Source organism: Microbacterium oleivorans (assembly GCF_023715745.1).
Lineage (GTDB): Bacteria > Actinomycetota > Actinomycetes > Actinomycetales > Microbacteriaceae > Microbacterium > Microbacterium oleivorans_D.
Window position 1 is genome coordinate 133,140 of record NZ_JAMBOV010000002.1, and the last position, 14,441, is coordinate 147,580.

Annotated in this window: 14 protein-coding genes; 5 read left to right on the top strand and 9 right to left on the bottom strand. The window is 71.6% G+C overall.

What is annotated here, in order from left to right; all coding sequences use genetic code 11:
• The first annotated feature begins 2 nt into the window (after nt 1–2).
• The gene (gene dxr, locus M3190_RS05435; RefSeq protein ID WP_251579299.1) at nt 3–1,085 is read left to right on the top strand and encodes a 1-deoxy-D-xylulose-5-phosphate reductoisomerase; all 1,083 of its coding nucleotides are present in this window, start codon (nt 3–5) and stop codon (nt 1,083–1,085) included.
• A 6-nt stretch (nt 1,086–1,091) separates the two neighbouring features.
• Here the strand turns inward: dxr and M3190_RS05440 are convergent, their stop codons facing one another.
• The 3 genes from M3190_RS05440 to M3190_RS05450 all read right to left on the bottom strand — a co-directional run bounded on the left by M3190_RS05440 (nt 1,092) and on the right by M3190_RS05450 (nt 4,058).
• Nucleotides 1,092–2,666: a Mur ligase family protein gene (locus tag M3190_RS05440; RefSeq protein ID WP_251579301.1), complete on the bottom strand. Its 1,575-nt coding sequence runs from the start codon at nt 2,664–2,666 to the stop codon at nt 1,092–1,094.
• 40 nt (nt 2,667–2,706) lie between these two features.
• Nucleotides 2,707–3,390: a DUF1775 domain-containing protein gene (locus M3190_RS05445; RefSeq protein ID WP_251579303.1), complete on the bottom strand. Its 684-nt coding sequence runs from the start codon at nt 3,388–3,390 to the stop codon at nt 2,707–2,709.
• 92 nt (nt 3,391–3,482) lie between these two features.
• Complete coding sequence (locus M3190_RS05450; RefSeq protein ID WP_251580408.1) at nt 3,483–4,058, bottom strand: hypothetical protein; 576 nt, start codon at nt 4,056–4,058, stop codon at nt 3,483–3,485.
• Between the two features lie 88 nt (nt 4,059–4,146).
• Here M3190_RS05450 and M3190_RS05455 point away from each other — a divergent pair, with 88 nt between their 5' ends.
• A complete protein-coding gene (locus M3190_RS05455; protein WP_251579305.1) occupies nt 4,147–5,460 on the top strand; it encodes a M50 family metallopeptidase in 1,314 nt (437 codons plus the stop codon).
• A 9-nt stretch (nt 5,461–5,469) separates the two neighbouring features.
• On the opposite strand, the gene M3190_RS05460 is transcribed toward M3190_RS05455, so the two are convergent.
• Nucleotides 5,470–7,371, bottom strand: a complete 1,902-nt coding sequence (locus M3190_RS05460; RefSeq protein ID WP_251579307.1) for a chorismate-binding protein — start codon at nt 7,369–7,371, stop codon at nt 5,470–5,472.
• 216 nt (nt 7,372–7,587) lie between these two features.
• Here M3190_RS05460 and ispG point away from each other — a divergent pair, with 216 nt between their 5' ends.
• Nucleotides 7,588–8,739 (top strand): flavodoxin-dependent (E)-4-hydroxy-3-methylbut-2-enyl-diphosphate synthase, encoded by a 1,152-nt coding sequence (gene ispG / locus M3190_RS05465; protein WP_251579309.1) that lies wholly within the window; start codon nt 7,588–7,590, stop codon nt 8,737–8,739.
• Between the two features lie 19 nt (nt 8,740–8,758).
• Here ispG and M3190_RS05470 read toward each other — a convergent pair whose 3' ends face one another.
• From M3190_RS05470 to M3190_RS05485, 4 genes are all read right to left on the bottom strand, one after another.
• Complete coding sequence (locus tag M3190_RS05470; protein ID WP_251579311.1) at nt 8,759–9,220, bottom strand: VOC family protein; 462 nt, start codon at nt 9,218–9,220, stop codon at nt 8,759–8,761.
• 178 nt (nt 9,221–9,398) lie between these two features.
• A complete protein-coding gene (locus M3190_RS05475) occupies nt 9,399–10,418 on the bottom strand; it encodes a 1-aminocyclopropane-1-carboxylate deaminase (protein WP_251579313.1) in 1,020 nt (339 codons plus the stop codon).
• Nucleotides 10,415–11,077, bottom strand: coding sequence for a GntR family transcriptional regulator (locus M3190_RS05480; RefSeq protein ID WP_251579315.1), 663 nt, complete (start codon nt 11,075–11,077; stop codon nt 10,415–10,417). The genes M3190_RS05475 and M3190_RS05480 overlap by 4 nt, the downstream gene beginning before the upstream one ends.
• 46 nt (nt 11,078–11,123) lie before the next feature.
• Nucleotides 11,124–12,554 carry an RNB domain-containing ribonuclease gene (locus M3190_RS05485; RefSeq protein ID WP_251579317.1) on the bottom strand — a complete coding sequence of 477 codons (1,431 nt, stop codon included), beginning with the start codon at nt 12,552–12,554 and terminating at the stop codon, nt 11,124–11,126.
• A gap of 82 nt (nt 12,555–12,636) precedes the next feature.
• On the opposite strand from M3190_RS05485, the gene M3190_RS05490 reads away from it, so the two are divergent.
• Together M3190_RS05490 and M3190_RS05495 are read left to right on the top strand one after the other, a co-directional pair.
• Nucleotides 12,637–13,455, top strand: coding sequence for a DUF3106 domain-containing protein (locus M3190_RS05490; protein ID WP_251579319.1), 819 nt, complete (start codon nt 12,637–12,639; stop codon nt 13,453–13,455).
• Nucleotides 13,456–13,495: 40 nt separating this feature from the next.
• Nucleotides 13,496–13,783 carry a hypothetical protein gene (locus M3190_RS05495; RefSeq protein WP_251579321.1) on the top strand — a complete coding sequence of 96 codons (288 nt, stop codon included), beginning with the start codon at nt 13,496–13,498 and terminating at the stop codon, nt 13,781–13,783.
• On the opposite strand, the gene pcp is transcribed toward M3190_RS05495, so the two are convergent.
• Nucleotides 13,776–14,411 (bottom strand): pyroglutamyl-peptidase I, encoded by a 636-nt coding sequence (gene pcp / locus M3190_RS05500; RefSeq protein ID WP_251579323.1) that lies wholly within the window; start codon nt 14,409–14,411, stop codon nt 13,776–13,778. The genes M3190_RS05495 and pcp overlap by 8 nt on opposite strands.
• Nucleotides 14,412–14,441: the final 30 nt, after the last annotated feature.

Sequence of the window (14,441 nt, forward strand, 5' to 3'; positions counted from 1 at the left end):
GCATGCGACGCATCCTGATCCTCGGTTCGACGGGCTCGATCGGGACGCAGGCGCTCGATGTCATCCGGGCGAACCGCGACCGCTTCGAGGTCGTCGGGCTCGCCGCCGGGCGGGATTCCGAGGGCCTGCGCGCTCAGGCGCGGGAGTTCGGGGTCGCCGACACCGCGCTCGGAGCGGACGACGCCGAGCAGCTTGTGCGGGGTGTGGACGCGGACGTCGTCCTCAACGGGATCACCGGGTCGGTCGGGCTCGGACCGACACTCGCGGCCTTGGAGTCGGGGCGGGTCCTCGCGCTCGCCAACAAGGAGTCCCTCATCGTCGGCGGGGAGCTCGTCACGCGCCTCGCGGCGCCGGGGCAGATCGTTCCCGTCGACTCGGAGCACTCCGCGATCGCGCAATGCCTCCGCTCGGGCGATGCCGGCGAGGTGCGACGTCTCGTTCTGACGGCGAGCGGTGGTCCGTTCCGCGGCCGCAGCCGCGAACAGCTGGAGGACGTCACGCCGCGCGAGGCGCTCGCTCACCCCACCTGGGACATGGGGCGGGTCGTCACCACGAACTCCGCGACCTTGGTCAACAAGGGGCTCGAGGTCATTGAGGCGCATCTGCTCTTCGACGTGCCCTACGACCGCATCGACGTCACCGTCCACCCGCAGTCGATCGTCCACTCCATGGTCGAGTTCGTCGACGGGTCGACCATCGCCCAGGCGTCTCCGCCCGACATGCGACTGCCGATCTCGCTCGCGCTCGACCATCCGCGACGTGTCGCCGGCGTCGGTACGCCACTGGATTGGACGACGGCGTCCACCTGGAGCTTCGAGCCGCTCGACGCCGACGCGTTCCCGAGCGTCTCGCTCGCGAAGCAGGTCGGGGTCGCCGGCTCCACCTACCCCGCCGTCTTCAACGCCGCGAACGAACAGGCGGTCGAGGCGTTCCACGACGGTGCACTGCCCTTCCTGGGCATCGTCGACACCGTCGCACGTGTCGTCGACGCGCACGAGCCTCCGTCCGAGCTGACGAGGCAGACCCTCGTCGAGGCGGAGCGCTGGGCGCGCGCGACCGCCGACCGCCTCATCGCCGCCGGCTGATCCGGCTCAGGCGGGGACGGGCCACCCCGCGCGTCGCAGCGCAGCCCTGGCGGCCGCGGCGGCGTCGAACGGCGTGCGGACACCGCGGATCTCGCGGTAGTGCTGATGGCCCGGTCCCGCCCACAGGATGGCATCCCCCTCGCCGACGAGCGAGACAGCCGTCGCGATCGCCTCCTCGGGCGGAGTGACGTCGTGTATGACCGCGTCCGGGCGCGCCGCGCGCGCTCCGTCGATGAGGGCTCGCCGGATGTCGGCCGGGTCCTCGGACCGGGGGTGCTGATCGGTCACGACGAGGATGTCGCTCCCGAGCGCGGCGACCGCGCCCATGTCGGCGCGTTTGGTGGTGTCCCGGTCGCCGTTGGCGCCGCACACCATGACGACCCGCCCCGGGGTCACGCGGCGGACGGCGTCGAGGGTCTTCGCGAAAGCATCGGGGGAGTGACCGAAGTCGAGATAGAGCGCCGGTCCGCCGTCGCCGGAGAGGCGCTGGATGCGTCCGGGGAGGTGCGCCTCGATCCGCCGGCCATCGATCAGCGCGGTGAGCCCCGCCCACTCCCAGCCGGCCTCGAGCAGCATGACGATCGCGAGGGCCGCGTTCGAGGCCATGTGGGGACCGATGACGGGCACCGTCGTGGTGAGTGAGCCCGCGGGACCCGACAGTGTGAAGGTCGTCCCGTCGGGTGCCTCGTCGACGAGGTCGACGCGCCAGTCGGCATCCACCGTCGGGTCCTCGGCGATGGCGGGGGTCAGGACCGTTGTCACCGGGATCTCGGCTCGCTCGGCGATCGCCACCCCGGCCGGCTGGTCCACGCACACGACCGCGCGCCGCGCACGTTCCGGCGCGAACAGCGCCGCCTTCGCCGCGAGGTACTCCGCCATGTCGGCGTAGTCGTCGAGGTGGTCGTGCGACAGATTCGTGAATCCCGCGACGTCGAACACGAGTCCGTCGACGCGGTGACGGGTGAGCGCCTGCGCGCTCACCTCGACGAGGATCGCATCGACGTCGCGCTCGCGCATGAGGGCGATCAGCGCGTGCATCTCGGAGGCTTCCGGGGTCGTCAGGCGCGACGGGATCACCTCGCCCGCGATATGACGTTCGGCCGTCGAGGACAGCCCCGTCGTGACACCGAGCCCGTGCAGCATGCCCTCCATGAGGTGGGTCACGCTCGTCTTGCCGTTCGTCCCGGTGACGGCCAGCAGCGGCGGGAGGTCGGCATCCGCTCCGGTCCCGTACACGAAGGCGGAGAGCCCGCCCAGGCGCGCCCGAGGGTCGTCCACCACCAGGACCGGCACGCCGAGCGCGGGGACCAGTGCGGCGCCGTCGGCATCCGTCACGATGGCGACGGCGCCCTTGGCGACCGCGTCCGGGGCGAACTCCGCGCCGTGGCGGTGCACGCCGCGGACGGCGACGAACAGCTCGCCCTCGCGCAGGTCCGCGGTCGCCAGGGTCGCACCGCGCACGGACACACCCGCGAGGTCGTCCGCCGTCGTCGCTCCGAGGTGATCGGCGACGGCCTGCAGCGGCACGGCGTGAGGGTGCGAGGGCCGGAGGACGGGGGGCGGTGCGGCGGGGTTCTGCATGGTCCCCCCATCATCGCATCCGGCCTCCGGCCGTCCGGGGTCAGACGCGTCTGCGGTTGAGCAGAGCGACGACGAGCGCCGCGGCGCCGAGGACCAAAGCGCCGCCGCCGAGCCACGTCGCGACCGGGGCGCTCTCCGCGGCGGCGACAGCGGGTGCGGCCTCGGCCTCGGCCGCGCCGTGGTCGTCGCCGTGCTCCGACGCGGCGGCGTCCGAGGCTGCGGCGACCGCGACGATCGGCGCTGGGGACTCCAGGTCGTCCGGGTCCTGACCGTCCTCGGCGATCTGGGTCCACGCCGTCTCACCCGTCTCGCAGACCTGGGTGACGGGGAAGGCGATGTCGGTGCCGCCGACGTCGGAGGAGAACAGGGCGTCGAAGGATGCCGACGCCGCCAGACCGTCCTCGACAGGCGTCACGGCGGTGTAGGTGACCTGCGTCGGGGTGCCGTCGTCGCCGAGGACGCGGTCGATGGTCCACACGCCGTCGACGACAGGGGTGACGTTCGCCACACCCTCGGGGACGTCGAAGACGAGTGCGGTCGTGGGGGAGCCGTCGCATCCGTGGCTGAAGGAGAAGTCCAGCCGCGAGGTGGCGCCGGCGGCGGCACCGTCGGCGTGGACGTGCACATGGGCGGATGCCGCCAGAGGCGCGGCGAGGACGAGCGCACCGCCGAGGGCGACACCGGCGATGGTCAGCGCCGAGCGGCGCGCGGAACGAGTGGTCATGAGTCGAGATCTTCCGAGAGGTGTGCGGAGCGCTCCCGTGGGCGCGGCCCCGCGAGGAATGGTGAGCAGCGTGCCGCCGCGAGGCGGCCGGCTCAGCGAGGAGGTCCTCGGCGGAAGAGGTCGGTGAGGGCCAGACGGGGGCGGACGCCCCGCGGCGCTCCGTCGGGGATCGCGACGGGGCGCCGCTCGATCGCCGGGAGCTGAGGAGCGCGGATCGCCCACAGAGAGCGGATGCCTCGGGCCAGGACGCGCAGCATCCGCTCGCCGTGGCAGACGGCCACGGCGGTGACGACGGCGGCGAGGGTGTGCCCGGCGATCATCGCGCCGTCGAGTGGCATCGCGGCACCGGAGCCGTCGGCGAGCGTGAACGCGCCGTGATGATGACCGGCGGCGAGGGTCGGATGGACGTCGCCGACGAGGGCGAAGGCGGCGTGCAGAAGAGCCTGCGCCGTCGCGACGGCGATCCCCGTGCGGGCCGCGGACGGACGCGAACCGACGATCGCCAGGGCGATGGGCCAGGCCAGGAGCGTCACGGTCGCCACGAGCCAGGGTGCGGGGGCGGTGCCACCGCCGAGGCTGTGTGCCGCTGCCGCCGTGAGCGTCGCGATCGCCGCCGCGCCGCCCGCGCGCACGACACGCACGCGTCGCGAGTCGGCGGGACGGGGCATCACCCTCCCAGCCTAGATCCGCGACACCATGACGACGACGGACGAGGTCATCGCCGCCTCATAGCGTCCGGGGGTAGCGTGTCCGCTCGTGACCGTACTCGCATTCATCATCGGTGTCGTGGTGCTCGTGGTCGGCCTCGCCGTGTCGATCGCGCTCCACGAGGTGGGACACCTCGCTCCCGCGAAGGCGTTCGGGGTCCGCGTCGGCCAGTACATGATCGGATTCGGGCCGACGGTGTTCTCGCGTCGGATCGGGGAGACCGAGTACGGGTTCAAGCTGCTGCCGCTCGGCGGCTACATCTCGATGGCGGGCATGTATCCGCCCTCGAAGGCGACGACCGGCGAGGGGGAGGGGGCGCGCCCGCGACGCCGGCGCCTGTTCGAGACGCTCATCCAGGATGCCCGCACCGCGAACGCGGAGACCCTGAAGGGCGATGGCGCGGGCCGCGCGTTCTATCAGCTGCCGGTCTACAAACGCGTCATCATCATGCTCGGTGGACCGGCGATGAACCTCGTGCTCGCCATCATCCTGTTCGCGGTCATGTTCTCGGGCATCGGCGTGCAGACGGCCACGACGACCGTCGCCGCCGTCAACGAGTGCGTCCTCCCGGCCGGAAGCGCACAGGCGACGTGCGCGGCGGACGATCCCGTGTCGCCGGCGGCGGCCGCCGGCATCCGTCCGGGCGATGTCCTCGTGTCCGTCGACGGCACACTCGTCGAGAGCTTCGCCGAGGCGTCGGCGATCATCCAGGAGTCCCCGGAGAAGACCATCCCCGTCGTCGTCGAGCGCGACGGCGCGCGGCAGACGCTCGAGGTCACGCCCGTGCTCGCGACACGCGAGATCGCGGCGGAGGACGGCACCACGAGGACCGCCGAGGTCGGTTTCGTCGGGATGTCGGCGACCGTCGCGTTCGTCCCGCAGCCGATCTGGGACGGTCCGCAGGCGGCCATGGAACAGACCGGCCAGGTCGTCGGCATCATCTGGCAGCTGCCCGCGCGGGTGTATCAGACGGCGGTGGACACGATCACCGGCGCCGGCCGCGATCCGAACGGGCCGCTCTCGGTGGTGGGCGCGGGTCGCCTGGCGGGCGAGGTCGCCGCCACCGAGACGCCCATCCTCAACCGGGTCTCGGGCATGCTCGCTCTGCTGGGTTCGCTCAACATCGCCCTGTTCGTGTTCAATCTCGTGCCGCTGCTGCCGCTGGACGGCGGCCACGTCGTGGTCGCGCTGTGGGACGGGCTGAAGCGCGTCTGGGCACGGATGACCGGGCGGAGGGCTCCCGGCCCGGTGGACGCCACGAAGCTCGTGCCCATCACCTACATCGTGGTGATCGGCCTCATCATCATGGGTGGGACCCTCATCCTCGCCGACATCGTCAACCCGGTGCAGCTGCTGGGCTGACGCTCCGGATCACGCCTGGACGGGGCTCAGTGCGTGCGTCACCAGTCGCTCGAGGGTCGTGAGACCGTCGCGCGAGAGGATGGACTCGAGGTGCCCCTGCACCGACGCGTACGCCGGCCCTCGCAGCGCGTAGACGTCGCCGGTCTCGGGGTCCGCGGACACCTCGGTCGCCCCCACGACGGTCGTGCCGGGAGCGACCCGCGCGGTGAAGGTGTTGTAGAAGCCGATGGATGCCGGCGCGCCGAACACGTCGACGGTCTTCTGCAGCCCCTGGTGCGGGCTCGCCAGCGGCGCGAGGTCCATGCCCAGGCGGTGGGCGAGGACCTGATGGCTGAGGCACACCGCGAGCAGCGGAGCCCGGGCATCGAGGCGGGCCGTCGCGATCTCGCGGACACGGGCGATGCGGGCGCTGTCGGCGTCCCGCGGGTCGCCCGGTCCCGGGCCCGACACGACGAGGTCGGCCGCGGCGACGGCCGCGTCCGAGGCATCCGACCAGTGCGCGATCGTCACGTCGAACCCGAGATGCCGCAGTTGGTGGGCGAGCATCGTCGTGAAACGGTCCTCGGCATCCACGACCAGGGCGCGGCGGCCGGCGAGCGGACCGTGCCCGGGCCCGCCCTGCGGGTTCAGCCAGAACGCCGCCAGGCGGGCGTTGCGTGAGGCGAGGAGCTCGGCGATCGCGGGGTCGTCGGCGAGCGGCCGCGCGACGGGCGCGGGAGCATCCTCGTCGATCGTGCGTGCCACGACGTCGCGGGGGATCGCGCCGATGGCGCCCAGCACGCCGGCCGCTTTGCCATGGGTCTCGCCCACCTCGCCGTACGGGTCGGAGTGGCGTACGAGGGTCGCACCGACCGGTACCCGCAGGCGTCCGTCGACGACGTAAGCCGTGCGGATGAGGATCGGGGCGTCGAGGTCGTGCCCGCCGTCGGTGCGCGGGGTGAAGAGCGCGGCCACGCCGGAGTAGTAGCCGCGCGGGCTCTGCTCGTGGCGCGCGATGACGGTGCAGGCGTTCTGCATGGGCGAGCCGGTGACGGTCGGAGCGAACATGGTCTCGCGAAGGATGTCGCGGGGATCCATCGTGCTCGTGCCGCGCAGCATGTACTCCGTGTGCGTCAGCCGCGACATCTCCTTGAGGTGCGGGCCCGTGATGCGGCCGCCGTCGCTGCAGACGGCCGACATCATCTTCAGCTCCTCGTCGACGACCATGAAGAGCTCCTCGGTCTCCTTCGTCGAGGAGAGGAACTCGGTCAGGGTCTCGGCCGTCGCCCCGCCTGCGGGGTGCCGGAACGTCCCCGAGATCGGGTTCATCGTCACGACGCCGCCCTGAGCGCTCACGTGGGCTTCGGGGCTCGCACCGACGGCGAGGTGCTCGGGGGTCGAGACGAGGAAGGTCCAGTAGGCGCCGCGCTCGTGCTCCAGCAGGGCGCGGAACCACGTGAGCCCCGCGGTGAGCGGGTCGCCGCCGACCTGCGCGACGTAATCCCGGCGGATGACGAAGTTCGCGCCCTCACCTCGTCCGATCTCGTCGGCGATGACCCGGCGCACGATGTCGGCGTACGCCTCGTCGTCGATGTCGAATCCCGCGTCCTCGAGGGTGACGGGGGCCGTCGGCAGCTGAGCGAGGGCGTCCGCGAGGGGAAGGGCGTGCCGTTCGCCGACGACGAGGCAGCGCAGCGGTGCGCCGTCGTCGTGGCACGCGAATCCGCGCTCGACGACCTGACGGAACGGGACGAGCGCCAGGACCTCGTGCGGAGAACCCGTCGCGTCGGTGAGAGGGATGTCGGCGAGCAGCTCGACGTCGACGACGTCGCCGGTGAGCACTTCGACGGTCTCGCCGTCGCGGGCGAGGAGTGCGAAGGGCGTGCCGCTCGCGGCGAGGTCGGCGAGGATGATCGGGGTGGTGCCGGTCATGGGGGATCTTCCGTTCGGGGCGGTCGCCGGAAACGAGAAACGACCGCCGGGCTGTCAGCTCAGGCGGTCGTCGGGATGCACGCGGCGTCCGCCTCAGGCGGAGCGCCACCACGTGCGGTTCGCGAACATGGGGCCGAACCTACCACAGGCGACCCTCGCGGCATCCTCTCGGCCAGGTGCCGTGCCCGACGCTTCCCCGCGGCTTAGGCTGGAGCCGTGCCAGCTGTCAACATCGGGATGCCCCGCGTGCCGGAGGTCCTCGCCCCTCGCCGCAAGAGCCGTCAGATCAAGGTCGGGAAGGTCCTCGTCGGTGGGGACGCTCCCGTCAGCGTCCAGTCGATGACGACCACCCCCACGACGAACATCAACGCGACGCTGCAGCAGATCGCGGAGCTCACCGCCTCGGGCTGCGAGATCGTCCGCGTCGCGGTGCCGTCGCAGGATGACGCCGACGTTCTGCACATCATCGCGGCGAAGAGCCAGATCCCGGTGATCGCCGACATCCACTTCCAGCCGAAGTACGTCTTCCAGGCGATCGACGCGGGCTGTGCGGCAGTGCGCGTGAACCCCGGCAACATCCGCAAGTTCGACGACCAGGTCGGGGCGATCGCGAAGGCCGCCCAGGCCGCCGGGGTGTCGCTGCGCATCGGTGTCAACGCAGGGTCGCTCGACAAGCGCCTGCTGGAGAAGTACGGGAAGGCCACACCCGAGGCGCTCGTCGAGAGCGCCGTCTGGGAGGCCTCGCTCTTCGAGGAGCACGACTTCCACGACTTCAAGATCTCGGTCAAGCACAACGACCCCGTCGTCATGGTGAAGGCCTACCGGCTGCTCGCCGAGCGCGGCGACTGGCCCCTTCACCTCGGCGTCACCGAGGCCGGACCCGCCTTCCAGGGGACGATCAAGAGCGCGACGGCCTTCGGCATCCTGCTGGGTGAAGGCATCGGCGACACGATCCGCGTCTCGCTCTCGGCGCCCCCGGCCGAAGAGGTCAAGGTCGGGCACCAGATCCTCCAGTCCCTGAACCTGCGCGAGCGCAAGCTCGAGATCGTCTCCTGCCCCTCGTGCGGGCGTGCGCAGGTCGACGTCTACACGCTCGCCGACAACGTCACCGAGGGTCTCAAGGACATGACGGTGCCGCTGCGCGTGGCCGTGATGGGCTGCGTCGTGAACGGTCCGGGCGAGGCTCGCGAGGCCGATCTCGGCGTCGCATCGGGCAACGGCAAGGGGCAGATCTTCGTCAAGGGCGAGGTCATCAAGACCGTTCCCGAAGAGGACATCGTGGCCACTCTCATCGAGGAGGCGAACCGCCTCGCTCATGAGATGGGACCCGACGCGCCCCTCGGGACGGCGCAGGTCGTCACCTCCTGACGACCCGGTCGCCCGAGCGTCACTGCAGGCAGAACTCGTTGCCCTCGGGGTCCTGCATCTGCACGTAGTGCTCAGGCCAGGGACCCCAGGTCTGCTCGACCTCCCGGACGACGGTCGCGCCCAGAGCGATGAGCCGGTCGCGTTCGGTCGCGATGTCCGGGGTCCCGTCGGTGCGCCGTGGGGCGGTGACGTCGAGGTGGATCCGGTTCCTGCCCTCCTTCGCTCGATCCGCATGATGGAAGAAGAGCCGCGGGCCGAGTCCGCCGGGATCCTCGGCGACGGCGCGCTTCGCGAGATCCGCGTCGGTCAGCCCCGACGCGAGCAGTTCGCTCCGCAGCGGCTCGTCCCATTCCGCATACGGGTAGCCGAGGACGTCCGACCAGAATCGCGCGAGTGCAGGCGGGTCATCCGCGTAGAAGGTGATGTTGCCGAGCGCCGCCACGGGACCTCCAGGTGTGCGATGGGGCGGGATGCCGGCCACGGTACTCCTGAACGCGGTGAGCGACGAGCGTCGTATGCCCACAGCGGGATGGGCGTCATCGAATCCACGGACGGCGTGAACGTCCTCCACGTCAGCCGAGCGGATCTCGGCTTCGATGTCGACGTCGCCGAGCGCGTGCTCGCGCTCGGCGGTTCCCGACCCCGGGATACGCTGCCGGTCAGCTCCAGAGGGAGTGGTAGGCGTTGATCGCCGGCTGCCCGCCGAGGTGCGCGTACAGAACGGTCGAGTCCTTCGGGATGTCGCCGCCCTTCACGAGATCGATGAGGCCGGCGAGCGACTTGCCCTCGTAGACGGGGTCGGTGATCATCGCCTCGAGCTGCGCGCCGAGCGCCATCGCCGGCATCGTCGAGTCGACGGGGATGCCGTAGAGGTCGCCGGCCCATCCTTCGAGCACCTGGATCTCGTCGTCGCGCAGGTCGCGTCCGAGCTCGATGAGCTCCGCCGTGTTGCGCGCGATGCGGGCCACCTGATCGCGCGTCTTCTGCAGGGTGGCGGAGGCGTCGATGCCGAGGACCCGACGCCTCACTCCGGTCAGCTCCTCGAGAGCGGCGAAACCAGCGATCATGCCCGCGTGGGTGGATCCCGTCACTGTGCAGACGATGATCGTGTCGAAGAACACGCCCAGCTGCTTCTCCTGCTCGGCCACCTCGAACGCCCAGTTCGCGAAGCCCAGGCCGCCGAGGCGGTGCTCGGAGGCTCCCGCAGGGATCGGATAGGGGGTGCCACCGGCATCCTCCACCTCCTGCAGCGCCTGCTTCCAGGAGTCGCGGATGCCGATGTCGAACCCCGCGTCGTCGAGCCGCGAGTCCGCGCCCATCATCCGGGACAGCAGGATGTTGCCGACCTTGTCGTTGACGGGCTCGTCCCAGGGCACCCACTTCTCCTGCACGAGGCGGGCCTTCAGGCCCAGGTGTGCGGCGACGGCGGCGACCTGACGGGTGTGGTTGGACTGGTACCCACCGATCGACACGAGCGTGTCCGCGCCGCTGGCGAGGACGTCCGGAACGATGTATTCGAGCTTGCGGGTCTTGTTGCCGCCGAAGGCGAGTCCGCTCGAGACATCCTCTCGCTTGGCCCAGATCTCGGCTCCGCCGAGGTGCTGGGTCAGGCGCTTCAAGTGCTGCAGCGGGCTCGGCCCGAAGGTCAGCGGATGCCGGGGGAACTGGTCGAGGATCACGGGGTCTCCTGGGGGGTGGTGTCGGTCAGCAGATCGAGCCAGAGGCCTTCGGCGACGGCCGCCGCGGCGTGGGCGTCACGCGCGGCGCAGTGGCGGATGAGCTCGGCGTGGCGGGCCGCGGAGGTCTCCGCATCGCTCGAGGCGAAGCGCAGGCGCTCGGCGCGCTCGAGCACCGGGCCGTAGAGCGCGAGGACCGTGCGGACGGCGTCGTTGTCGGCACGCTCCACGGCGACGGCGTGGAACTCGTGGTCGGCCTCGAGCGCCGCAGTGGTGTCGCCGGCATCATGTGCGGCGATGAAGGCGTCGTTCGCGAGCCGCATCCGTTCGATGTCCTCGTCGGTGAGGCGGTGGGTCGCTTCCACGACCGCGATGCGGTGCATCGATGCGACGACGGCCGCAGCGTCGCGGACCTTGCGGTCGTCGACGGGGGCGACGACCGTCGATCGCCCAGGGAGCGCGAGCACGAGCCCCGAGCGTGCCAGGTCGAGAAGCGCTTCCCGGACGGGTGTCCGCGAGACGCCGAGCCACGTCGCGAGTTCGGCGTCTCGGAGCTGCTCGCCGGGCGCGAGGGTCCCGTCGACGATCGCGTCGCACAGCCGAGCGCGGACCTCGTCGCGCAGCAGACCGCGCGGCGGGAGAGAGGTGGAGGGAACCGGCATGCAATATATTGCACACTCTCGCGTCGCCCGACGCAAATCGACGCACTCAGGCGACCGTGAACTCGACCCGTCCGCCGATGACATCGGCAGCGACCAGCCGCACCTTCAGGGCCTCTCCCGGCTCCGCGTCCACCTCGGCGAGCGTCGTTTCCAGCGGCGGCGACGAGAGCGCGACGCGAGCCCCGTTCTCCCGGCGGCGCAGGACCACCGCGTCGAAGACCTCGCCTTCCCGTCCCGAGAGGACGGCCGCGGCGACGTGGTCGATGGCGGCCGCGTCCACCTGCGCGGCGATGCGCGACGAACGCTCCATCACCTCCGGCAGCTCTGCGAGCGACTGCCGGACCTCGTCCGGGACCTCCAGGCCGTTCGCCAGCGCGTGGCACACCAGGAGCGACCAGCGGTCGACCAGGCGCCGCAACGGAGCCGTCGTATGCGCGTAAGGTGCGGCGATCGCCGCCTGCGTGGTCAGGTCGGGCAGCTCGCCGTCGAAGACGGTGTAACCCGCACCCCGGAAGAGTCCCGCCGCCTGTTCGCGGATGGCGCGCCCGACCGGCGTGCGGGGCAGGTCGCGCAGGTAATCTCCGTAAGCGACCTCGGCGGGCCACGGCACGCCGAGCGCCACCGTCTGCGCCCGGAACGCCTCGACGTCGTCATCGGATGCCGGTGGCATCGTCCGCAGGATGCCCACCCTTCCGCCGAGCATGAGTTCGGCGGCGGCCATGCCGGTGAGGAGGGAGACCTGTGCGTTCGCGTCCTCGAGCGGCACGCCGGGGTCCGCGTCGAGGTCGTAGCCGTTCGGCGTCGGGACGACGCGGATCTCCGGCAGGTTCAGACTGGCGCCGCCGCGTTCGCTCTCGCGGCGGGCGCGCTCGTCCCCGAACCACACGAGGTGCGCGATGGTCTCGGGGGCGTCGCCGCGATCGAGCGAGGCCTGTGCGTCGACGTACGACCACTGGGCGCGCGATCGGATCACCGCCCGGGTCAGCGTCGTCGTGACGGGGCGGGCACCGGCATCCAGCTCGAAGCGCCAGACGAACGCGCGACGATCACGGTCGGGCAGGAGAGAGGCGGCGTCCTCGCTGAGCACGGCGGGGTGCAGCGGGATGCGGCCGTCGGGCGCGTACACGGTCTGCCCGCGCCGCCGGGCTTCGGCATCGACCGCACCGCCGAACGGGACGAAGGCAGGCACGTCGGCGATCGCGTAGTGGAGGACGCCGCCGTCCGCGGTCCGCTCGAGGTGCACGGCCTGATCGAGGTCGGTCGATCCCTCGGGGTCGATCGTCAGGAACGGGATGTCGCGCAGGTCCACGAGCTCGGACGATGGGGCGACCATCACCTCGCGTGCCGACTGCTCCGCCTCCCCCTCCACGGTCGGGGGGAAGCCGGCGGGAAGATCGAACCGCTCGCGCAGTGCCGCCAGAGCCGCTCGCACGTCGGATTGAGGGGCGGAGATGAGACGAGCGCGGCGTGAGGGCACGCGGTCAGTGTAGGCCGGGCGGTCAGGCGGCTCCTCGGATCCCTCCAGCACTTCCATAGAGCAGACGCATACCGTCATCGGCATGGGCAAACTCTCGCGACTGATCGGCATGGCCGCCAAGGCTCTCGACTCGTCCTCCTCATCGCAGTCCTCCTCGGGACGAGCCGACGGTGCGGGGGACTGGCGGGGCATGGTCCGCTCCGCTGCCGACGCCCTGACGGGGGACCGGCGGGCTGCGCCGGATGCCCGGGGAGTCGCGCCGACCTCGTCGGGGTCACCGGTGGGTCTGACCCCGCCGGCCGCGGGATCCTCGACATCCGCGGAGAACGGGCGACTGTCGGCGGCAGACCGTCAGGCGGTCGCGCGGTACGACTACCTCCTGCAGACCGCCGATCCGCATCAGGTCGAGGAGATCCATCGCGAGGCGTTCGCCCGACTGACCCCTGACCAGCGCGCGCACGTGCAGTCGAGGATGACGTCCGAGCTGCCCGCCCACGAGCAGCCCCGCTCGTCGTCGCCCGCGGACCTCGCCCGCGCGGCGGCGCGCGGTGAGGCGGCGCGACCCGGCCTGCTCAAGGGGCTTCTGGCCCGTGCGGGATCCAGTCGCGGCGCGGGTCGCCTGGCCGGGGGCGCGGTGATCGGCGCCGGTACAGGCATCCTCGGAGCGGTGGCCGCCGGCGCCATCGTCACCTCGGTGGCAGGGCCGCTGCTGGCGCAGGCCGCCGGCATGGGGGTCGACTTCGACGCGCTCGCCGAGGGTGTCGACCTCGACGGCCTCGCGGGGGACGCGCTCTCGGGTGTGGGCGAGCAGGTCTCCGGATTCGGCGAGCAGGTGTCGGGCCTCGGCGACGGTCTGAGCGGCTTCGGGCTGCCGGGACTCGACGACTTCCTGGGTCGCTGAATGCTCGCGGGCGGGGGCGTCCTGCCCTAGCACCGACATCGTGCGTGCCTGCGACTGGTCGGAGCTGACCGACTTCCGCGAACTGCAGGTCGTCATCGTGCCGGGAGCGGCGGGGATGTGGGAAGAGGTGAACGACCGGCTCGGCGGCACCGTCTGGGCGATCGACGGTGCCGACGCCGCCGAGATCGAGGAGGACAACCGGTCGCGCCTCCTCGTCCGCGGGAACGACGGCCTCGTTCTGGTCGAGGGCCGTTTCAGCGATCCCGAGCGACCCGTCGACATGGATGACCTCCGCGCGGTGGCGCAGGAGCTCCTCGCCCTCAGCTGACCTCGCCGCCGGCCGCGCTGACGTCGCGCTCCGCATCGAGCGACACCCGGATGGCGACCTCGAGGGCGTCGATGAGGACACCGAGCGGCAGCGAGGGTGCGTCGGCGGGCCCGTGCCCTGCCGCCCAGGGCATGTGGATGAAACCCGTCCTGACCGGTGTGCCGTCGGTGGCGTGCAGGGCGGCGTACATCACCGCGTTGCAGACGAACGTGCCCGCCGTGTGCGAGACCGTCGACGGGATGCCGCGGTCCGTGAGGGCGGCACTGATCGCCTTGACGGGGAGGGTGCCGAAGTACGCGACCGGCCCGCCGTCGACGACGGGTGCGTCCTGCGGACGGTGACCCGCGTTGTCGGGGATGCGAGCATCGGCCAGGTTCACGGCGACGCGCTCGGGAGTGACCGCCGCCCGTCCACCGGCGAGCCCGGTGGCGATCACGACGTCGGGTCGGTGCTCCTGCAGGAGTGCGGCCAGCCGTGCCGTCGCGCCGTCAAAGGTGACGGGCAAGATGTCGGTGACGAGCCGTTCCGGGCCGGCCCACCGCGCGGCGACCCCCCGGACCGCCTCCCCGGAGGGATTCACCGCGTCACCGGCGAACGGGTCGAAGCCGGTCAGCAGGACGGTGCGCATCCGTCCAGGCTAAGCGCCTCACCGCCACGG